Source organism: Stenotrophomonas sp. YJH_SMC_79 (assembly GCF_059367995.1).
On the sequence record NZ_JCAFRK010000003.1, the window covers coordinates 1 to 19,963 of the forward strand.

The window sequence follows — 19,963 nt, forward strand, 5'->3', positions numbered from 1 at the left end:
GGAACCACCCGATCCCATCCCGAACTCGGAAGTGAAACGCAGCTGCGCCGATGGTAGTGTGGCTCAAGCCATGCGAGAGTAGGTCATCGCCAGGGTTTACACCCAAAACCCCGCTGCTCACGCAGCGGGGTTTTTCTTTGTACGCAGGAAACGGCGGGTAGTGCCGGCCGTCGGCCGGCAACCCGATGGTGTTACATCGCCCGGTAGATCCACGCCATCCGTGAATACCCCCTGCGAGGAACAGCGGCGCCAACCAAGGTTGGCCGCTACCAACAGCAGGCGCACACAGCGATCGTTTGCCGGCCAGCGGCCGGCACTACCAGGTAGATCCACGCCATGCGTGGATGCACTCTGCGAGGCGCTACAGCGGTAACCAAGAGGTCGGCAGCTGTATCGCGTGACCCATCACGCAGAACACGCAAAAAAAGACGGCGCCCTGCGGGCGCCGTCTTCACATGGATCGTGTTGAAGGCCGAGATCAGGCGACCAGCGCCACGTCCTGCGACTCCTGCCGACGGAACACCGAAACTGCATCGTCCAGCGTTCCCGCCTGCGACTGCAGCTCGCGTGCTGCGGCAGTCGCTTCCTCCACCAGCGCAGCATTCTGCTGCGTGGCCTGGTCCATCTGCACCACGGTCTGGTTGATCTGCTCGATACCGATCGACTGTTCCTGCGACGCCGCGGATATCTCGCGCATCAGATGGCTGACGTTCTCCACCCCGCCGACGATCCCCTGCATGCGTTGGCCGGCATCCGCCACCAGCTGGGCACCTTCGCCCACCTGCCGGCCGGCCTCGTCGATCAGCTTCTTGATCTCCTGGGCTGCCGCCGCCGAACGCTGTGCCAGCACTCGCACTTCACTGGCCACCACGGCGAAGCCACGGCCCTGCTCGCCGGCGCGCGCCGCTTCCACTGCTGCGTTGAGCGCAAGGATGTTGGTCTGGAAGGCGATGCCGTCGATGACGCCGGTGATGTCGCCGATCCGCTTCGACGCGCCCTCGATGGCCTGCATGGTGTCGACGACCCGCTGCATGGCCGTATTGCCATCACCGGCGGCATTCTGCGTGGAGGCCGCCAGCGCGCTGGCCTCACGCGCATGGGCGGCGTTCTGGCGCACGGTGGCGGTCAGCTCCTCCATTGATGCCGCGGTTTCCTGGAGGTGCGCGGCCTGGCGTTCGCTACGCTCGGACAGGGCACCGTTGCCAGCAGCAATTTCGTTGGCCGCCGTACTGATCGAAGAAGCGCACTGCTGGATGCGGCCCACCATGCGCGCCAACTGGCCTGCCGTGGCGTTTGCATCGCGCTGGATGGCCGCGAAGGCGCCGTGATACTCGCCGCGCATGCGCCGGTCCAGATCGCCGTTGGCCAGCGCCGAGAGCATCTGCCGCACTTCATCGACGGTGCTGCCCAGCGTATCGAGCAGCTGGTTGATGCCTCCCGTGAGGCCGTCGAGGAAGCTGGCGCCTTCGGTCGCCTGCAGGCGCTGCTCGAGATCACCGGCGGCGGCCGCAGCGACGATGCCGGCCACGGCGTTCTCCAGGGTGAGTTCGTGGGTCCGGTCATGCCACTCCACGGCAAAGCCCAGGCGCACGCCCTGGGCGTCGAACACCGGCGTGACCACCTGCGCGAAGTGCACCGGGCCGATCTGTACCTTGCCGTTGTGCGTGACCTGCAGGCCATTGAGGATGGCGCGGATGCGGTCCGGATTGGCGTGGAAGCGATGGATGCTGCTGCCGACCAGGCGCTCGGCGTCGAAATCGGGGAAAGCCTGTCGCAACGTTGCCTGCTGATTGCGCAGCAGGGCCACCACCGAGCGGTTTACATAGCGGATCACATGGTCGTTGTCGGCGATCATCATCGCGGTGCGCGAGGCATCCAGCGCCTGGCGGATCTGTGCGTTCTCGGCATGCGCCGCCGCCTCGCGTCCACGCTGGGCCTGCACGTGGCGTGCAGTGTCGGCCAGGGCGTGGGCCAGTGAACCCGGTGCATAGGCGCTGGTGTCGGCATGTGCACCAAGATCGGCACCGGTGGCGATATCGCGTGCCAGCGCGGCAAGGCGACGCGGGCCATGGCCAAGTGTCTCCGTCTGCTGGCGAAGCCGCAGTGCGACCTGGCCGAGGGACAGGGTCAGGCCCGCGAACATGCCGGCCTGCAGCAGTGTCGGCCACACTGTGGCACCGCTCAGCAACGGGGCCAGCAGTGCGAGTGTGCCGACCCCTCCGGCCAGCCACACCGGAAGACGATCGCGGTGACCCAGCAGCACGCCCAGCAGCAGGGCGATCGGCAACGCCGGTGACAGGCCGACGATCGCGCACAGCAGGGCCAGCTGCAGCGACAACAGGATCGCCAGACCGCCGCTGGCGATACCGCGGCCCGCCAGCGGACCTGCCAGCCACAACGCGGGCGGCACCGCCGCAGCGACCAACGCAGCGGCCACGACCTGCGGGCCACGCAGGGCCAGCACCAGGCCGGCCAGGCCCAGTGCTGCGCTGCAGATCAGCAGGCGGCGATCAGCGCGGCGGGCGAGCTGCTGCAGGTGCGGCAGGCGAGCGGTATCGGGGGGGCGGGAGAATGCAACGGACATCGGCGACTCCTGGATCAGCAGACGACAACGGCCACGCGGAGACGCACGCAGGAGTGCGTGGCCAGGGCATGGACCGGGAATTCGGGGAATGCGACGCAATCAACGTCGCGCAGACGGGGCGCCGTGACCACATCCTGTGGGTGACGGTGCAATGGAGCGGGCATGCGGACTTCCTTGCAGAACCAGACACACGCCGCAGGCCCGACCGGGCCTGCGTGCTGCAGGCGCAGAGGCCCGCAACTGATGTATCGGCCGCAACTGCGCAGAGTGAAGTGCGCGGACGCCGCGACTCAGCCGGCGTTGTCGTTGTTGAAGAAGTTCAGGATCACTTCTGCGATCTGTTCCGGATCTTCCATGTGCAGGTGATGGTTGCCGGCAAACACTGCCAATCGCCCATCGCGCAGGTGCTGCAGGCGATCGCTGCGCATCGGCTCGGGATAGTAGGACTGTGCCGGCGTGGCATAGATCACCTGCGTCGGGCAGGCGATGGCCTGCAGCAGGTTGTCGATCTGCCCTTCGCTCAGGCGGATCGCGGTGGGAAGCATCAGGCGCGGATCGCTGCACCAGCGGTAGCCACCCTCGACCGGTTCCACGCCGCGCTCGACCAGCAGCCGTGCACAGCGTTCGCTGAGCTGGTTGGTCATCATCCGCGCGCGGATCGGCGCGGAGAGGTCGGGGAACACGCGCAGCTGCTTGCGTGACAGCCCACGCGTGGCATTTACATGCTCGCGCAGGCGATGCGCGGTTTCTTCCTCCGGACCGCGCAGGCCGCCGAGCGCTTCGATCGCCACCAGCCGCTCCACGCGATCACTGACCGAGGCGGTAAGGCTGGCGATGCCGGCGCCCATCGAATGGCCGAGCAGGTTGAAGCGGTCCCAGCCCAGTGCATCAGCAACATCGAGCACGTGGCAGATCGCGGCTGCGGTCGTGTAGCTGGCACCGGCCGGCAGATGCGCACTGTGGCCATGGCCGGGCAGGTCGATGGCAACCAGCTGCAACGACGACAGATGCGACGCCAGCGGCACGAAGCTGGCCGCGTTGTCGAGCCAGCCGTGCAGGGCCAGTACGCGCGGGCCGTCGCCGTGGTTGCGCAGGCCGGCGACGCGCGCGCCACCGACCTCCAGTTCAAACGGTTGCAGACTCATGCCAGCGAGGCCACGGCCAGCCGCGCAAGCGCACGTGCGTGCTCCGGTTCGGCGTTGAGGCAGGGGATGTAGCGCATCGTCGCGCCGCGCTCGGCCAGCGTTTCGGTGAAGCCCATCGCGACCTCTTCCAGCGTCTCCAGGCAATCGGTGGCGAAGCCGGGGCAGACCACATCGATCTGCTTCACACCGGATTCGGCCAGCGCCCACAGGCTGGGCTCGGCATAGGGCTGCAGCCAGCGCTCGCGGCCGAAACGCGACTGGTAACCCATCTGCCACTCGTCCCTGCCCAGGCCCAGAGCCTTGGCGATGGCCTGCGCACTGGCCTCGCAGCGCTGCGGATACGGATCGCCTGCATCGGCCAGGCGCTGCGGGATGCCGTGGAAGGAGAACATCAGTTTCTGGCCGCGACCGTGCTGTTCCCAGTAGCGGCGGATCGAGCCGGCAACGGCGTCGACCCAGCCCGGATCGACCGAATAGTCGCGCACCAGGCTCACGGTCATGCCCGGATTGCGGCGCTGCCAGGCATCGACGCGGTCTTCGACCGAGGCGGTGGTGGTGGTGGAGTACTGCGGGTACAGCGGCAGCACCACGATGCGGCGCGCACCGTCGGCCGCCAGGCGGTCGAGCTCGCTGGCCAGCGCCGGTTCGCCATAGCGCATTGCATGGCGAACCTTCAGGGTCGGCAACAGCGCTTGCATGGCCTGCGCCAGCTGGCGCGTATGCACCATCAGTGGAGAGCCCTCCGGCAGCCAGACCTGGGCGTACTTGGCCGCTGAACGGCTGCTGCGCAGCGGCAGGATCAGTCCACGCAGCAGCGGCTGCCAGAGCAATGCCGGGATCGAGACCACGCGGGGGTCGGACAGGAATTCAGCCAGGTAACGGCGTACGGCGGGGGCCGTCGGCGTCTCGGGCGTGCCTAGGTTGACCGCCAGCACGGCGGTATCGGGTGCGTCGAGCATGAGCGGTATTGTCGCCGATCCGGTGCCGCGCCGGGATGCAGGGTTCGGATTGCAGGCATAGCGCGCATCAATGTGAGCAGGGAACGCTCATTGGGGATTCATGACAACACTACTAATTTCAGTCACTTGCTATATCTTCCTATGGACTGACTTCTGGAGCCTGCCATGCGTCGCCCGATCCAAGCCCTGCTGATCGCCGCCAGCCTGCTGTCCAGCCAGGCCATGGCCGGACCGCAGGAAGACCAGCGTGCCCGCAATGCCGTGCGCGTGCTGGCTGAAATCCAGGAAATCCCTGAACAGGGCATTCCGGACAAATTGCTCGACGAAGGCCGCGCGGTCATCGTCATTCCCGACACGATCAAGGCCGGTCTGGTCATTGGCGGTCGTCGTGGCCATGGCCTGATGTCGGTACGCATGCCCAATGGTGCCTGGTCCAATCCGGTGTTCGTGAAGCTCACTGGCGGCAGCATCGGCTTCCAGGCCGGCGTGCAGTCCTCCGATGTGGTGCTGGTGTTCCGCAACGACCGCAGCCTGGACAACCTGGTCAACGGCAAGTTCACGCTGGGCGCCGATGCCGGTGTCGCCGCCGGCCCGGTCGGCCGCAATGCCGCCGCTGCCACCGACGGCCAGCTGAAGGCCGAGATCTGGTCCTGGTCGCGCGCCCGCGGTCTGTTTGCTGGCGTTGCCCTGGATGGTGCGGTGCTGCAGATCGATGATGCCGCCAATCTGGACGCCTACGGCAGCAACACCACGCCGCGCATGATCTTCGAAGGCCGCGCCGCCGGTTCGCCGTCGATGGATGTGGTCACGTTCCGCGACCGTCTGGAAGAGGCCACCTACGCCGCGCGCAACAACCGCAGCGGTAACGGCGGCAGCGCCCCGCGCCCGGCAGCGGCCCCGGCGGTTGCTCCGGCGCCTGTTCAGGCAGCGCCGGCCGCCCCAGCCGAAGCCACCACCGCGCCGCTGCAGAACGTGCCGCAGACCCCGCCGCCGCAGCAGCAGGGCTTCCAGCCGGTCAACGACGGCGAAATCCGCACGGAAACGCTGGGCGGAAACTGACTTTCGTCACGCGCGCCGGCTAACACCCGGTGCGCTATGCTCGACAGCCTGATCACTAACGTAACGAGCGTCTTTATGGGCAGTTTCAGCATCTGGCATTGGTTGGTCGTGCTGGCCATCGTCCTGCTGGTGTTCGGCACCAAGCGCCTGACCAGCGGCGCCAAGGATCTCGGTTCGGCGGTCAAGGAATTCAAGAAGGGCATGCGCGACGAGGACAAGCCGAACGCGCAGCTGGGCGATGAGTCGCGCAGCCAGGACGCCTCGCGCACCGCGCAGGACGAGCACGACCGTAACGCTCGCTGATCCGGAGCGGTTGCGGTGTTCGATATCGGCTTCAGCGAACTGCTGGTGATTGCAGTGGTCGCCCTGGTGGTGCTCGGTCCCGAGCGCCTGCCCAAGGCGGCCCGCTTCGCCGGCCTGTGGGTGCGTCGTGCCCGCAATCAGTGGGATTCGGTGAAACAGGAACTGGAGCGCGAACTGCAGGCCGAGGACATCAAGCGGCAGATGCAGGACGTGCGCCAGGGCATGCAGGACACCGAGAACCAGCTGCGCGCCAGCGGCGAAGCGATCCGTCGCGAAGCCCAGCAGGCGCAGCAGCAGGGTGATGATCTGGTGCAGGAAGTCCGTGCACCGGCACCAGCGGATCTACCGCCGCACATGAGTGCCGCGCCCGATGCCGTTGAACCGACGCAAGAGAGCGTTGCTCCCGAGCCGACGCCGGCGACACCCCCTGAAGCCGGTGCGCCGCCGGCGCAGAGCACGGAGCGCCAGCCATGAGTGAACAGGATTTCGGCGAGAGCTCGCTGGTCGAACACCTGGTGGAACTGCGCGGCCGTCTGGTGCGCGCACTGTTGGGCCTGGGCGTGGTGCTGCTGGCGCTGCTGCCGTTCACCCAGAAGCTGTACAACGCACTGGCCGAACCACTGGTCTCGCAGCTGCCGAACGGGCAGACGATGATCGCCACCAATCCGGCAGGTGCCTTCTTCGCGCCGCTGAAGCTGACCTTCTTCGTCGCGTTGTTCGTGGCGGTGCCGTGGCTGCTGTACCAGCTGTGGGCGTTCGTCGCGCCGGGCCTGTATGCGCGTGAGAAGCGCCTGGCGGTGCCGCTGCTGGTGTCGTCGGTGCTGCTGTTCTACGCCGGCTGTGCCTTCGCCTACTTCCTGGTGCTGCCGGCGGTATTCCACTTCCTCACCACCTTCAGCCCGGACGTGATCGCGATCACCCCGGATGCGAACGCCTACCTGGACTTCGTGCTGGCGATCTTCTTCGCCTTCGGCGGCAGCTTCGAACTGCCGGTGGCGATGGTGATCCTGGTGCTGCTGGGCTGGGTGACGCCGCAGCAGTTCAAGGAAGGTCGTGGTTACGCGATCGTCGGCATCTTCGTGGTCGCGGCGGTGCTGACCCCGCCGGACGTGGTCTCGCAGCTGATGCTGGCGATCCCGATGTGCCTGCTGTACGAGCTGGGCATCCACGCCGCACGCTGGCTGGTGCCATCGTCGGTAGTGAAGAAGCCCGCTGCCTGAAAAAAGGGGACGGAGGGGATTAAGTCGTTTGTGCCACTGTGCGGCTAACGACTTAATCCCCTCCGTCCCCTTTTCTATCCACGCATGGCGTGGATCTACCTGAGTTCCGTCAGGCGTGGAACACGTCGCTCGAGGTCGGCGTGGTCGGAATCGGCGGCGCCGCGCGGCTGCCGCGGTGCACGAACATCTGCTTCCATGCGGCGTAGACCGCGCCGACATACAGCGGCATCAGCACCGTGGTCAGCACCAGCTGGGCGATGAAGGCGGCGGCCAGCGGGCCACCGATCAGCATCGCGATCTGGATCACGATCACGAACAGGATGTACATGCAGAACGCGGCGATCAGGCCGAGTGCGGCGAACACGATCATCGCGCCGATGTTCTCGATGCAGCCCTGCAGGCTCAGGCGCAGCGCGTGCATGCCGCTCTGCTTGTCGAACACCACCAGCGCGGGCTGGGTGAACATCGCCAGCGACAGCGCGACCGCACTCAGGAACACCAGCAGCATCCACAGCGCGATGCGCTTGGCCGGCAGGTTGGCGACCAGCGCGGCGGCATCGTCCGGCTTGATCTGCTGGCCACTGCGGCTGATCTCTTCCATCTTGGTCATGACCTCGCTGAAGGCGGTGAAGCCCTCGCGGCCGATCATCAGGAACAGCAGCGCGCCCAGCAGCAGCACCGCCAGCACCTGGATCGCCAGCGGCACCAGCAGGTGGCTGACGCGGTGGTCGCGGATCGGCTGCAGCAGGTGCGAGGCCAGGCCCGGGCGGCCTTCATCGATTTCGCCCACGGCATACAGCATGCCGCCGAACATGATCGGTGAGATGGCCAGCGTCATCAGCTGCACGGCCATGCCGGCGGCGCCGGGAATCAGCGTCGACAACAGCGTGACCACCCAGCTCACCAGCAGCCAGGTCAGGCCGATCCGGGCCAGCTGCAGCGGCGCACGCCGGTACAGCGAGAACGTATCCAGCAACCACTGGGCGCCCGCCGAAGCCGGCAGCTTGCGAATCTCTTTCATGGACATCCGGGAAGGACAGGAGGGGGCCGGGCGGCTGCCCGTGCCGCCGATTATCCCTGTTTTGCCGCCGGCTGGGCTGAAGACAGCCGTGCCTGGCGGACGAAGCGCCGCAACAGCTGGCGGGCCAGCGGCGCGGCACTGACCGCGCGCTCGATGCTGCGGGCGCAGCCGCCATGGCGGCCGATGCAGTCGGCGCGGGCACGCACGTAGCCACGCATATGGTGGGTGGCGAACTCCGGATGGAACTGCACGCCCCAGGCCTGGCGCCCCCAGCGGAAGGCGTGGCAGCCGTCCAGCGGCGACCGGGCCAGCACCTCGGCGCCGTCGGGCGCGCGCAGCACGGTCTGCAGGTGGGTGGCGTGGGCGGCAAAGTGCTGCGGCAGGCCCTGGAACAGCGGGTCCTGCGCGGCCTGCGGCTGCAGTTCCAGTTCGATGGTGCCGGACTCGCGGCCGGCCGGGTTGTACGCCACCTCACCCCCCAGCGCATGCGCCAGCAGCTGATGGCCGTAGCAGATGCCGAACACTGGCAGGTCGTCGTGGGCGGTCTGGCGCAGCCACGCGGCGCTGCGCTCGCTCCAGTCGGCATGGTCGGTGACGAAGGCGGCCGAGCCGGTCACCAGCACGCCGGCGAAGGCGTGCGGATCGGGCAGAGCGCCACCGTGCTCGACATCGACCACCACGGTCTCGTGTTCTTCCAGCCCGGCGGCGACGCGGATCCAGTGCGGAAAGCGCCCGTAGCGGCGCAGCGACGGTACCGGGCGGCCGGTTTCAAGGATCAGGAACGGGGCTGGGTTCATCCGGGGGCGGCAGGACTGACAGGACTTCCTCGATTGTAGTCAGCCCCTGCGCCACCTTTTCAAGCCCGGCCTGGCGCAGGGTTCGCAGCCCTTCAGCCCGTGCGGCACGGCTGAAACCGGCCAGATCCATGTCGGCGCGGATCTGCCCGCGCAGCCGCGAGCCCAATGGCAGCAACTCATACAGCCCGATGCGGCCGAGGAATCCGGTGCGCCGGCACTCCAGGCAACCGACCGGCCGACAGGGCGTGGCGGCATCTGGATATGCGGCATGGCTATCAGCCAGCACCGCCCAGTCGGCAGCACCGAGGCTGTGCGGCTGCTTGCAGTGCGGGCACAGCGTGCGGACCAGGCGCTGGGCGAGGATGCCATTGAGGGTGCTGGCCAGCAGGTAGTGCGGCACGCCCAGGTCGAGCAGTCGGGTGACCGCCGAGGGAGCGTCGTTGGTATGCAGGGTGGACAGCACCAGATGGCCGGTCAGCGAGGCCTGTACCGCCATCTGCGCGGTTTCCAGGTCGCGGATCTCGCCGATCATGATGATGTCCGGGTCCTGCCGCAGCAGGGTGCGCACGCCGCTGGCAAAGTCCAGGTCGATATTGGTCTGCACCTGCATCTGGTTGAACTCGGGCGCGATCATTTCGATCGGGTCCTCCACCGTGCACACGTTCACGTCCGGCGTGGCCAGCCGCTTCAGCGTGGAATACAGGGTGGTGGTCTTGCCCGAGCCGGTCGGGCCGGTGACCAGCACGATGCCGTGCGGGCGCTCGACCAGCGCATTCCAGCCAGCGGCCTCCTGTGGGCTGAAACCGAGCTGGTCGATGCTCTTGAACGCGGCATCCGGGTCGAAGATGCGCATCACGCACTTCTCGCCGAAGGCGGTGGGCATGGTCGACAGGCGCATTTCGACCTCGCGGCCACCCGGCGAGCGGGTCTTGATGCGGCCATCCTGCGGGCGCCGACGTTCGGCCAGGTCCATGCGGCCGAGCACCTTGATGCGGCTGACCACGGCGGTCATCACTGCCGGCGGTACCTCGAACACCTTGTGCAGCACGCCGTCGATGCGGAAGCGCATGCGCCCCATCTCGCGGCGCGGCTCCAGGTGGATGTCCGAGGCGCGCTGCTCGTAGGCGTACTGCAGCAGCCAGTCGACGATGTGCACGATGTGCTGGTCGTCGGCATTGACGTCGCCGGTGCGGCCCAGCTCCACCAGCTGCTCGAAGCTGGGCAGGGTGGTGCTGGCCTCGCCGCGCACGTCGCCACGGGCGCCGCGCACCGAACGGGTCACCCCGTAGAACTCCATGGTGTAGCGGTGCAGGTCCAGCGGATTGACCACCGCCAGCTCGATGCGGCGGCGGGTCAGGTGCTGCAGGTCACGACGCCATTCCTGCACCAGCGGCTCGCTGGTGGCTACCAGCACGCGCTCGGCATCCACCGCCAATGGCAGGAAGCGGTGGCGGCGGGCGTAGGCATGCGACACCAGCGCGGTGACCGCAGCGACGTCCACCCGGGTCGGGTCGATGCGCAGGTAGCGGCTGCCGGTACGCTGGGCCAGCCACTCGGTGAGGCGTTCCAGGGTCAGCTCGCCACCGCCGGTGGCGGCCAGCTTGAGGTTGGACAGCAGCACCAGCGGGTGCACTTCACTGGCATTGCGCGCGCCCTGTGCGGAAAACCGCATGCGCTCGCGGTCCTGCTCGGCCACCAGGTCATCGGCGACCAAGGCTGCGGCAATCTGCTCGAACTGCAGGCGGCCCCACGGCAGCGTGGTGCCGCCTCGCTCGCCGGGCGTGCCCACCGGCAGCCGATGTTCCATCTGCCTGCTCCTCCCGGGTACGGAATGCCCCGCAGGTCGGCCGTTATACTAACGCACCCCCTTGCCGGCCAAGACTCGTACGCATGTCCGCGACCCCGACCGTTCCGATCACCTTCCAGGGCCTGATCCAGACCCTGAACCAGTTCTGGGCCCAGCAGGGCTGCGTGCTCATCCAGCCGCTCGACCTGGAGGTGGGCGCCGGTACCTTCCACCCGGCCACCTTCCTGCGCGCGATCGGTCCGGAAAGCTGGAACGCGGCCTACGTGCAGCCCTCGCGCCGCCCGACCGACGGCCGCTACGGCGAGAACCCGAACCGCCTGCAGCGCTACTACCAGTACCAGGTGGCGATGAAGCCGGCGCCGGACAACATCCAGCAGCTGTACCTGGATTCGCTGAAGGCGCTGGGCATCGATCCGCTGGTGCACGACCTGCGCTTCGTCGAGGACAACTGGGAATCGCCGACCCTGGGCGCCTGGGGCCTGGGCTGGGAAGTCTGGCTCAACGGCATGGAGGTGACCCAGTTCACCTACTTCCAGCAGGCCGGTGGCCTGGAGTGCCGCCCGGTGCTGGGCGAGATCACCTATGGTCTCGAGCGCCTGTGCATGTACCTGCAGAACTGCGACAACGTCTACGACCTGGTCTGGACCTATGGCCCGGACGGCCAGCCGGTGACCTACGGTGACGTCTACCACCAGAACGAGGTGGAGCAGAGCACCTACAACTTCGAATACGCCGACGTGGAAGAAATGTTCCACCGTTTCGACGCCTGCGAGCGTGAAGCGCAGAAGCTGGTGGAAGTGAACCTGCCGCTGCCGGCCTACGAGCAGGTGATGAAGGCCAGTCACACCTTCAACCTGCTCGATGCGCGCCGCGCGATCAGCGTGACCGAGCGCCAGCGCTACATCCTGCGCGTGCGCGCGCTGGCCCAGGCGGTGGCCAAGGCCTACTACGAGCAGCGCGAGAAGCTGGGCTTCCCGGGTGCGAAGAAGGCCTGACGGCCCTCCCGCACCGACCCGCTTTTCATCAACTACCCGGGGCGCCGGACGCGTTGCGCGCTGCGCCCCCACCACAGGATCGAACCGATGAGCCAACTGTCCCCCCTGCTGATCGAACTGGGCACCGAGGAGCTGCCGGTCAAGGCGCTGCCGGGCCTGGCCCAGGCGTTCTTCGACGGTGTTGTCGAAGGCCTGCGCAAGCGCGGTGTCGCGCTGGAACTGGGCGATGCGCGCCCGTTGTCGACCCCGCGCCGGCTGGCCGTGCTGCTGCCGGGCGTCGGCCTGGAACAGCCGGAACAGCACAGCGAAGTGCTGGGCCCGTACCTGAACATCGCGCTGGACGCCGAAGGCCAGCCGACCAAGGCCCTGCAGGGCTTCGCCGCCAAGGCCGGGATCGACTGGACCGCGCTGGAGAAGACCACCGACAACAAGGGTGAGCGCTTCGTGCACCGTGCGGTGACCCCGGGCGCGAGCACCGCCAGCCTGCTGCCGGAGATCCTGCGCGAGGCGATCGCGGCGATGCCGATTCCCAAGCCGATGCGCTGGGGCGACCACGCCTGGGGCTTTGCGCGCCCGGCGCACTGGCTGGTGCTGCTGCACGGTGCCAACGTGGTCGAAGCCGAGCTGTTTGGCCTGCAGGCCGGCCGCGTCAGCCGTGGCCATCGCTTCCACCACGACCAGGCCGTGTCGGTGGCACAGCCGCAGGACTACGTTGAAGCCCTGCGCGCCGCGTTCGTGCTGGTCGACCCGAGCGAGCGCCGCGCGCGCATCGTCGCCGAGGTCGAGGCCGCTGCGGCCAAGGTCGGCGGCAGCGCCCGCATCACCGAGGACAACCTGGAGCAGGTGGTCAACCTGGTCGAGTGGCCGTCGGCGGTGCTGTGCAGCTTCGAGCGTGCGTTCCTGGCCGTGCCGCAGGAAGCGCTGATCGAGACGATGGAGATCAACCAGAAATTCTTCCCGGTGCTGGATGACAGCGGCAAGCTGACCGAGCAGTTCATCGGCATCGCCAACATCGAATCGAAGGACGTGGCCGAAGTGGCCAAGGGCTACGAGCGCGTGATCCGCCCGCGCTTCGCCGATGCCAAGTTCTTCTTCGACGAGGACCTGAAGCAGGGCCTGGTATCGATGGGCGAGGGCCTGAAGACGGTGACCTACCAGGCCAAGCTGGGCAGCGTGGCCGACAAGGTGGCACGCTTGGCCGCCCTGGCCGAAGTGATCGCACCCCAGGTCGGCGCCGACGCCGCGCAGGCCAAGCGGGCCGCGCAGCTGGCCAAGAACGACCTGCAGTCGCGCATGGTCAACGAATTCCCGGAACTGCAGGGCATCGCCGGCCGCCACTACGCCGTGACCGGTGGTGAATCGCAGGATGTGGCGCTGGCCATCGACGAGGCCTACCAGCCGCGCTTCGGCGGTGACGACATCGCGCTGTCGCCGCTGGGCAAGGTGCTGGCCATCGCCGAGCGCGTGGACACGCTGGCCGGTGGATTTGCCGCAGGCCTGAAGCCGACCGGCAACAAGGACCCGTTCGCCCTGCGGCGCAACGCGCTGGGCCTGGCCCGCACGATCATCGAAAGCGGTTTCGAGCTGGACCTGCGCGCGCTGCTGGCCAGTGCCAACGCCGGCCTGGCCGCGCGCAACGTGCAGGCCGATGTCGGTGAACTGTACGACTTCATCCTCGACCGCCTGAAGGGCTACTACGCTGACAAGGGCGTGCCGGCCACGCACTTCAACGCGGTGGCCGAGCTGAAGCCGGCTTCGCTGTACGACTTCGACCGCCGCCTGGATGCGATCGGCACCTTCGCCGCGCTGCCGGAAGCCGAGGCACTGGCAGCGGCCAACAAGCGCATCCGCAATATCCTGCGCAAGGCCGAGGGCGACATTCCGGCCCAGATCGACCCGGCACTGCTGCAGGAAGATGCCGAGCGCGCGCTGGCTGAGGCGGTCACTGCGGCCATCGACGACACCGGCGCCAGCCTGCACCAGAAGGATTACGTGGCCGTGCTGGCACGCCTGGCCCGCCTGCGCCCGCAGGTGGACGCCTTCTTCGATGGCGTGATGGTCAATGCCGAGGATCCGGCGCTGCGTGGCAACCGCCTGGCGCTGCTGACGATGCTGGGCGAGCGCCTGGGCAAGGTGGCAGCGATCGAGCATCTGTCGAGCTGACGCCGGTATCGGTAGTGTCGGGCGCTGGCCGGCATTGCCACCGCGCATCGCATCGACCTGTGGATTGCCGGCCAGCGGCCGGCACTACCGGATCACCGTCGGCGGATGTCCATCGGGGTCATCGCCGGTATCGCGCACGATGCCGGCATCCTCGGCTGCGATCACGACGATCGCCACAAAGGCGCGTATTTTGACCGCCACTTAACAACCGATCCCCAATGGCGTGATGCATTTCGCATCGTCACCTCCGGTCGGTATGCTGTGCCGCATGCAGCCAAAGAAATACGCCCTGCCGCTGATGGTCCTGTCGCTGGCCGCCACCTCCGTGGCCCACGCGCGCGGCACCATCGACAAGGTGGACATCAAGGGACTGGACAAGGGCGACGACGCCGCAATCATCGAGAACATCCAGGAATCGCTGTCGTTGTACGACACGATCGGCAAGGAACAGGGCGAATCGCGCCTGGAGTACCTGCTGTCACAGGCCGAGCGGCAGACCCGCCAGGCACTGGAACCGTTCGGGTACTACAACCCGGTGATCAAGGTCGAGGCGCCGCGCGAGGACGAGCACGTGCGCGTGCTGATCCATGTCGACAAGGGCACCCCGGTCACCGTCCGCCGCGAGCACATCGACATCACCGGGCCGGCGATGTACGACCAGTACCTGCAGGACGACCTGGCCGCGTTCAAGCCGCGCAAGGGCCAGCGTTTCGAGCACACGCAGTACGAAGCCAGCAAGATCACCGTCACCCGTCGCCTGGCCGAACGTGGCTATTTCGATGCCGACTACACCCAGCGCCAGGTGCAGATCACCCGTGCCGACAACGCGGCCGACATCGACCTGACCTGGGACAGCGGCCGCCGCTACAACATGGGGCCGGTGCGTTTCGAGCAGGATTACTTCGTCGACAAGCTGTTCGACCCGCTGGTGTACTGGGAACAGGGCAGCTACTTCCACGAGGGCAAGCTGGACCGGCTGCGCGAGTCGCTGACCAAGCTGGACTACTTCAGCGTGATCGACATCCAGCCACGGCCCGACCAGGCCGATGCGAACGGCGAAGTGCCGGTGGATGTGAAGCTGACCCGTGCCAAGCGCACCATCTATACCGCGGGTCTGAGCTACGGCAGCGAGAGTGGCCCGGGTGTGCGCGGTGGCATCGAACGGCGGTGGCTGAACAACCGCGGCCACAAGATGAACACGCAGCTGGACTATGCGCAGAAGCGCAAGAGCCTGGTCACCAGCTACCGCATTCCGGCCTTCAACTGGCTTGATGGCTGGTACACCTTCGCTGCCAGCGCCTACGACGAGCAGACCGACTACATCGACCTGCGCAACTTCAAGCTGATCGCCAGCCGCAGCGGCGAGATCAACGAACACTGGACCGCGATCGCCTCGATCAACGCGCTGCGCGAGCGCTGGCGCTATGCCTCCGGCACCGAATTCACCGACGCGGTCTACAACACCTCGACACTGGTCTACCCGCAGCTGGTGGCCGACTACGTCAACGTCGATGACGAACTGTTCCCGCGCAAGGGCATCAGCGGTACCGCGACGATGCGTGCCGGCGTCGAAGGTGCCGGCTCGGACACCAGCTTCGTGCAGGCCAACGCCGTGCTGCGCTGGTACATCCCGGTGGGCGAAAGCAACCGCCTGATCCTGCGCGGCGAAGGTGGCACCACCTGGACCAGCGACCTGGTGGCGATGCCACCGAGCCTGCGCTACTTCGCCGGTGGTGACCGCAGCATCCGCGGCTATGCCTATCGCGAGGTGGGCCCGCGGACCCCGGCACCGGACAAGTACGCGCTGGGCGCCAAGAACCTGGTGATCGGCTCGGCCGAGTACGAGCACTACTTCAATGGCGGCCCCTGGGGTGCGGCGGTGTTCGTCGATACCGGCAGCGCCTTCGACAACACCATTGATCTGCACACCGGCGTCGGCTTCGGCGTGCGTTGGAAATCGCCGGTGGGCCCGGTGCGCGTGGATATCGCGCATGGCCTGAACAACCCGGATTCGCAGTTCCAGCTGTACCTCAACATCGGAGCGGACCTGTGAGTACGCCCGCACCCGCTCCGAACCCGACCACGCCGCCGCGCGTGCGCTTCTACCGCCGCCGCCGCTTCTGGGCCTGGTCCGGTGTGGGCGTGCTGGGCCTGGTGCTGCTGGCCCTGCTGGCGGTGTACTGGCTGCTGCAGACCGTGGCCGGCCGTGACGTGCTGCTGGCACAGGTGGTGGCACGGCTGCCGGTGGGCGCCAGCTTCACCTGGGACAAGGTGGAAGGCCCTGTGGCCGGCCCGCTGACCCTGTACAACGTCGACTTCCGCTACGACGACATCCATTTCCATGCAGAACGCGCGCACCTGGAGCCGGACCTGCGCCCGCTGCTGGGCCGCAAGCTGCTGCTGGACAAGCTGGAGCTGACCAACGCGACGCTGAACCTGGCCAAGAGTGACGAGCCTTTCAAGCTGCCGTCGTGGCCGGATTCGCTGCCGCAGATCGAAATGCCGTTGGCGATCCAGGCCGATGCCATCGCCATCGATGGCTTCCGCATCAGCCAGGCCAACGAGCCAGTGATCGACATCAGCCGTGTGCGCGGTGGCATCGAGATCGCCAACGGCGAGTTCCAGGCGCACAAACTGGTGGTGGACAGCGACATGGGCAATTTCACCGCCCAGGGCCGCTACATCCCGGCCAAGGACTACGACACCGACGTGACCGTCACTGCCGTGCTGCCGGCGCCGCGTGGCCGCACGGCCGCCACCGTCGGTCTGGTCGCCCGTGGTGACCTGTCGCACATGGAAGTGGCCGTAGCCGGGCGCGCGCCGAAGCCGCTGCACGCGATGCTGGTGTTCGATGGCCGCACGGATCCGAGCTGGAGCGCCAGCATCCGCAGTGACGAGCTGGATCTGGCGCTGCTGTCGCCGGCACTGGCCAGCTCGGCGATCGCGCCGCTGGCACTGGACTTCACCGCCGCCGGCAAGGGCGGCAACGCCAACCTGCGTGGCAAGGTGAAGCAGGGCGATCAGGAACTGGAACTGGCACCGTCGGTGGTGTCGCTGAAGGACCAGGTGCTGAACGTCTCACCGCTGCTGGTGAAGGGCCTTGGCGGTGAGGCGCGACTGGAAGGTACCGCCGATTTCAGCCAGGAAGACCAGCAGAAGCTCAACTTCTCGGTGGTCGCACATGATCTGACCTACGTGCCAGCGGCGGACCCGAACACCGCCGGCAGTGCACCGGTGCCGGTCACCTTGAAGGAAGCGCGCTTCGGCCTGGCCGGTACCCTGAAGGCCTGGGCCGCGATCGGCCGTGCCGAGGTCGAGCGCGATGCGCAGAAGGCGCAGCTGCACTTCGACGTGCGCGGCAACGATCAGGCCGCGTCGATCCACCAGCTGCAGGCGCAGACGCCGGGTGGTCAGCTGCAGGTGGAAGGCCAGGTGGCGTGGGCACCGCAGCTGGACTGGGATGCCAAGGCCACGCTGAAGGACTTCGACCCCGGCTATTTCGTGCCGGGCTGGAATGGCCGCCTGTCCGGCAACCTGGCCTCCAAGGGCCGCCAGCTGCCGCCGCCGGCAAACGCGCCGCCGGGCACCGCCGGCACGCTGGAAGCCACCGTCGATCTGCCGTCGCTGAAGGGCGTGCTGCGCCAGCGCAATCTCGATGCGCAGGGCAAGTTCGCGCTGCAGGGCGCGCAGGGCCAGGGTGACCTGAAGCTGTCGCTGGGCAGCAGCCGGGTGACCGCTTCGGGCAAGGTCGGTGATCGCCTCGATATCGATGCGCGCTTCGAGCCACTGCAGCTGAGCGATCTGCTGCCGGGCGCCGATGGCGGCCTGCGTGGGCAGGTACAGGTGAAGGGCCCGCGCGATGCGCCGGACATCACCGCCGACCTGGTCGGCAACAACCTCAACTGGGACGGCTACGGCGCCGAGAGCGTGAGCATCAAGGGCCACCTGCCGTGGCGCGGCGACAGCGGCACGCTGGCGATCCAGGGCCAGCAGGTCAATGCCGGCATGCTGCTGGAACGCTTGAACGTGGATGCGCAGGGCAGTGTCTCCAACCTGCGCCTGGCCGCGCAGACCCGCAACGAGATGGGCGCGATCGAGCTGCAGGGCAGCGTCCGCCAGCAGGGCGCGCAGTGGCGCGGCGAGCTGGCCGCGCTGCGCATCGCACCTGTGAAGGGCGATGCCTGGTCGTTGCGTGCACCGGCGGCGTTCGCGATCAACGGCAGCAACTACACGCTGGGCGAAGCCTGCCTGGCTGCCGCCAGCAGCGGCACACTGTGCGCACAGGCCAACTGGCCGCGCGAGGGCCTGGTGGTGCGCAGTGATGCACTGCCGCTTGCGCTGGTGCAGCCGTGGTTGCCGCCGCAGTCCGGCCGCCGCATCTACCTGCGTGGTGATGTCAGCCTGGACGCGCAGATCCGCCCGCGCGGCAATGCCTGGGAAGGCCATGTGGAAGTACGCTCGAAGGAAGGCGGCGTACGCCTGGGTGAGAACCGCAACACCGTGGGGGACACCACCCGCGGCGAGCTGGTGCGCTATGACCAGTTCTCGCTCAAGCTCGACATGACCCCGGCCAGCATCAAGGGCTATCTGGGCATGGGCTTCCAGGGCAACGGCTTCGTCGATGCCAGGATGCAGACCGGCTGGGAAGCCAGCGCGCCATTGAACGGCGAGCTCTATCTCAACATGTCGCGGCTGTACTGGCTGGAGCTTTTCTCGCCGGACATCGTGCGCCCGACCGGCCTGATCGAAGGCCACGTCAGCCTGCGCGGCACGCGCGGCCAGCCGTCGCTGGGCGGCGACGCGCAGTTGAGCAACTTCAAGGGCGAATTCCCCGCGCTGGGCCTGACCTTCGACCAGGGCAAGGGCAGCTTCGTGGCCCAGCCCGACGGTTCGGCCAAGATCACCGCGCAGGCCAACTCGGGCCAGGGCACGCTGTATGTCGATGGCGGCCTGTCGTGGTTCGGTGATGCACAGCCGCTGCAGTTGAAGATCCACGGCGACAACGTGCTGCTGTCCAACACCAGTGAGCTGCGCATCGTCGCCAACCCCAACCTCGACTTCACCCTGGCCAAGGCGGCGATGGAACTGCGCGGTACCGTGCACGTGCCCGAGGCCGACATCGATCTGGAGCGCCTGGACCGTGGCACCTCGGTGTCCGAAGACGTGGTGGTGCTGGACCCGGCTGATCCGGAAGAGTCGCGTACCTCGCCGTTGGACATGGAGCTGGTTGTCAGCCTTGGTGACAAGGTGAAGATGACCGGCTTCGGCCTGAAGGGCGCGCTGACCGGCAAGATGCAGGTCTGGGCCAAGCCCGGCCGCGAGATGACCGCCAATGGCGGCCTGGAAGTGAGTGGCCGCTACAAGGCGTATGGGCAGGACCTGACCATCACCCGCGGCAACCTCACCTGGAACTACAACGCGGTGTCCGACCCGCGCATCAACATCCGTGCCGAGCGCCGGATCGGTGATGTCACCGCCGGCATCGACGTGACCGGGCGTGCGCAGCAGCCGCGTGCGGACGTGTGGTCCGATCCGGCGATGTCGCAGTCCGAAGCACTGGCCTACCTGGTGCTGGGCCGCAGCCTGACCGGGGCCAGCAGCGACCAGACCCAGCAGGTCAACGCGGCCTCGGCGGCACTGTCGGCCGGCAGCGGCCTGCTGGCCTCGCAGCTGGGTGCCAAGCTGGGCCTGGACGACGCCGGCGTGAGCCAGTCGCGCGCGCTGGGTGGTTCGGTGATCGGCGTCGGCAAGTACATCTCGCCCAAGCTGTACGTCGGCTACGGCGTGTCGCTGGTCGGTGCCGGTTCGGTGATCACGCTGAAGTACCTGCTGCGTCGTGGCTTCGACGTGGAAGTGGAGTCGAGCACGGTGGAAAACCGTGGGTCGATCAACTGGCGGCGGGAGAAGTAA

General features: G+C 67.5%; 14 protein-coding genes and 1 rRNA gene. 9 read left to right on the plus strand and 6 right to left on the minus strand.

Translation table 11 applies throughout. The features are described from left to right. A 5S ribosomal RNA gene (gene rrf, locus AC5P57_RS11140) occupies positions 1–95 on the plus strand; the annotation flags it as partial. A 383-nt stretch (positions 96–478) separates the two neighbouring features. Here the strand turns inward: rrf and AC5P57_RS11145 are convergent. From AC5P57_RS11145 to hemH, 3 genes are all read right to left on the minus strand, one after another. Further along, positions 479–2,584 (minus strand): methyl-accepting chemotaxis protein, encoded by a 2,106-nt coding sequence (locus tag AC5P57_RS11145; protein WP_262235560.1) that lies wholly within the window; start codon positions 2,582–2,584, stop codon positions 479–481. A 290-nt stretch (positions 2,585–2,874) separates the two neighbouring features. Next, positions 2,875–3,729, minus strand: a complete 855-nt coding sequence (locus tag AC5P57_RS11150) for an alpha/beta fold hydrolase (protein ID WP_262235559.1) — start codon at positions 3,727–3,729, stop codon at positions 2,875–2,877. Next, entirely contained in the window at positions 3,726–4,688 is a 963-nt protein-coding gene (hemH, locus tag AC5P57_RS11155) for a ferrochelatase (protein WP_099554330.1), read from the minus strand. The genes AC5P57_RS11150 and hemH overlap by 4 nt, the downstream gene beginning before the upstream one ends. A gap of 165 nt (positions 4,689–4,853) precedes the next feature. Here hemH and AC5P57_RS11160 point away from each other — a divergent pair, with 165 nt between their 5' ends. The 4 genes from AC5P57_RS11160 to tatC all read left to right on the plus strand — a co-directional run bounded on the left by AC5P57_RS11160 (position 4,854) and on the right by tatC (position 7,270). Further along, the gene (locus AC5P57_RS11160) at positions 4,854–5,747 is read left to right on the plus strand and encodes a lipid-binding SYLF domain-containing protein (protein WP_126928203.1); all 894 of its coding nucleotides are present in this window, start codon (positions 4,854–4,856) and stop codon (positions 5,745–5,747) included. Between the two features lie 75 nt (positions 5,748–5,822). Continuing rightward, on the plus strand, positions 5,823–6,050 hold the full coding sequence (tatA, locus tag AC5P57_RS11165; RefSeq protein WP_005420453.1) for a Sec-independent protein translocase subunit TatA: 228 nt from the start codon (positions 5,823–5,825) through the stop codon (positions 6,048–6,050). A gap of 15 nt (positions 6,051–6,065) precedes the next feature. Beyond that, complete coding sequence (tatB, locus tag AC5P57_RS11170; protein WP_142807083.1) at positions 6,066–6,524, plus strand: Sec-independent protein translocase protein TatB; 459 nt, start codon at positions 6,066–6,068, stop codon at positions 6,522–6,524. Next, entirely contained in the window at positions 6,521–7,270 is a 750-nt protein-coding gene (gene tatC, locus AC5P57_RS11175; protein WP_032128455.1) for a twin-arginine translocase subunit TatC, read from the plus strand. Before tatB ends, tatC begins: the two co-directional genes overlap by 4 nt. Before the next feature lie 109 nt (positions 7,271–7,379). Here tatC and AC5P57_RS11180 read toward each other — a convergent pair whose 3' ends face one another. From AC5P57_RS11180 to AC5P57_RS11190, 3 genes are read right to left on the minus strand one after another with little or no spacing between them, the layout of a single operon-like run. Then, the gene (locus AC5P57_RS11180; protein WP_005411674.1) at positions 7,380–8,291 is read right to left on the minus strand and encodes a BPSS1780 family membrane protein; all 912 of its coding nucleotides are present in this window, start codon (positions 8,289–8,291) and stop codon (positions 7,380–7,382) included. Between the two features lie 50 nt (positions 8,292–8,341). Next, the gene (locus AC5P57_RS11185; RefSeq protein WP_033835362.1) at positions 8,342–9,088 is read right to left on the minus strand and encodes a glutamine amidotransferase; all 747 of its coding nucleotides are present in this window, start codon (positions 9,086–9,088) and stop codon (positions 8,342–8,344) included. After that, positions 9,060–10,895, minus strand: a complete 1,836-nt coding sequence (locus AC5P57_RS11190; protein WP_099554336.1) for a GspE/PulE family protein — start codon at positions 10,893–10,895, stop codon at positions 9,060–9,062. Before AC5P57_RS11190 ends, AC5P57_RS11185 begins: the two co-directional genes overlap by 29 nt. A gap of 83 nt (positions 10,896–10,978) precedes the next feature. Between AC5P57_RS11190 and glyQ the strand changes: the two genes are divergently transcribed. The 4 genes from glyQ to AC5P57_RS11210 all read left to right on the plus strand — a co-directional run bounded on the left by glyQ (position 10,979) and on the right by AC5P57_RS11210 (position 19,963). Next, complete coding sequence (glyQ, locus tag AC5P57_RS11195; RefSeq protein WP_006403404.1) at positions 10,979–11,890, plus strand: glycine--tRNA ligase subunit alpha; 912 nt, start codon at positions 10,979–10,981, stop codon at positions 11,888–11,890. An 87-nt stretch (positions 11,891–11,977) separates the two neighbouring features. After that, positions 11,978–14,053 carry a glycine--tRNA ligase subunit beta gene (glyS, locus tag AC5P57_RS11200; RefSeq protein ID WP_495219579.1) on the plus strand — a complete coding sequence of 692 codons (2,076 nt, stop codon included), beginning with the start codon at positions 11,978–11,980 and terminating at the stop codon, positions 14,051–14,053. A gap of 256 nt (positions 14,054–14,309) precedes the next feature. Beyond that, positions 14,310–16,106, plus strand: a complete 1,797-nt coding sequence (locus AC5P57_RS11205; protein ID WP_099554341.1) for an autotransporter assembly complex protein TamA — start codon at positions 14,310–14,312, stop codon at positions 16,104–16,106. Then, positions 16,103–19,963 carry a translocation/assembly module TamB domain-containing protein gene (locus tag AC5P57_RS11210; protein WP_142807080.1) on the plus strand — a complete coding sequence of 1,287 codons (3,861 nt, stop codon included), beginning with the start codon at positions 16,103–16,105 and terminating at the stop codon, positions 19,961–19,963. Before AC5P57_RS11205 ends, AC5P57_RS11210 begins: the two co-directional genes overlap by 4 nt.

Coding starts and splice junctions, on each gene's coding strand:
- AC5P57_RS11145 (WP_262235560.1), bottom strand. CDS start 2,584: ATGTCCGTTGCATTCTCCCGCCCCCCCGATACCGCTCGCCTGCCGCAC.
- AC5P57_RS11150 (WP_262235559.1), bottom strand. CDS start 3,729: ATGAGTCTGCAACCGTTTGAACTGGAGGTCGGTGGCGCGCGCGTCGCC.
- hemH (WP_099554330.1), bottom strand. CDS start 4,688: ATGCTCGACGCACCCGATACCGCCGTGCTGGCGGTCAACCTAGGCACG.
- AC5P57_RS11160 (WP_126928203.1), top strand. CDS start 4,854: ATGCGTCGCCCGATCCAAGCCCTGCTGATCGCCGCCAGCCTGCTGTCC.
- tatA (WP_005420453.1), top strand. CDS start 5,823: ATGGGCAGTTTCAGCATCTGGCATTGGTTGGTCGTGCTGGCCATCGTC.
- tatC (WP_032128455.1), top strand. CDS start 6,521: ATGAGTGAACAGGATTTCGGCGAGAGCTCGCTGGTCGAACACCTGGTG.
- AC5P57_RS11180 (WP_005411674.1), bottom strand. CDS start 8,291: ATGAAAGAGATTCGCAAGCTGCCGGCTTCGGCGGGCGCCCAGTGGTTG.
- AC5P57_RS11185 (WP_033835362.1), bottom strand. CDS start 9,088: ATGAACCCAGCCCCGTTCCTGATCCTTGAAACCGGCCGCCCGGTACCG.
- AC5P57_RS11190 (WP_099554336.1), bottom strand. CDS start 10,895: ATGGAACATCGGCTGCCGGTGGGCACGCCCGGCGAGCGAGGCGGCACC.
- glyQ (WP_006403404.1), top strand. CDS start 10,979: ATGTCCGCGACCCCGACCGTTCCGATCACCTTCCAGGGCCTGATCCAG.
- glyS (WP_495219579.1), top strand. CDS start 11,978: ATGAGCCAACTGTCCCCCCTGCTGATCGAACTGGGCACCGAGGAGCTG.
- AC5P57_RS11205 (WP_099554341.1), top strand. CDS start 14,310: ATGCTGTGCCGCATGCAGCCAAAGAAATACGCCCTGCCGCTGATGGTC.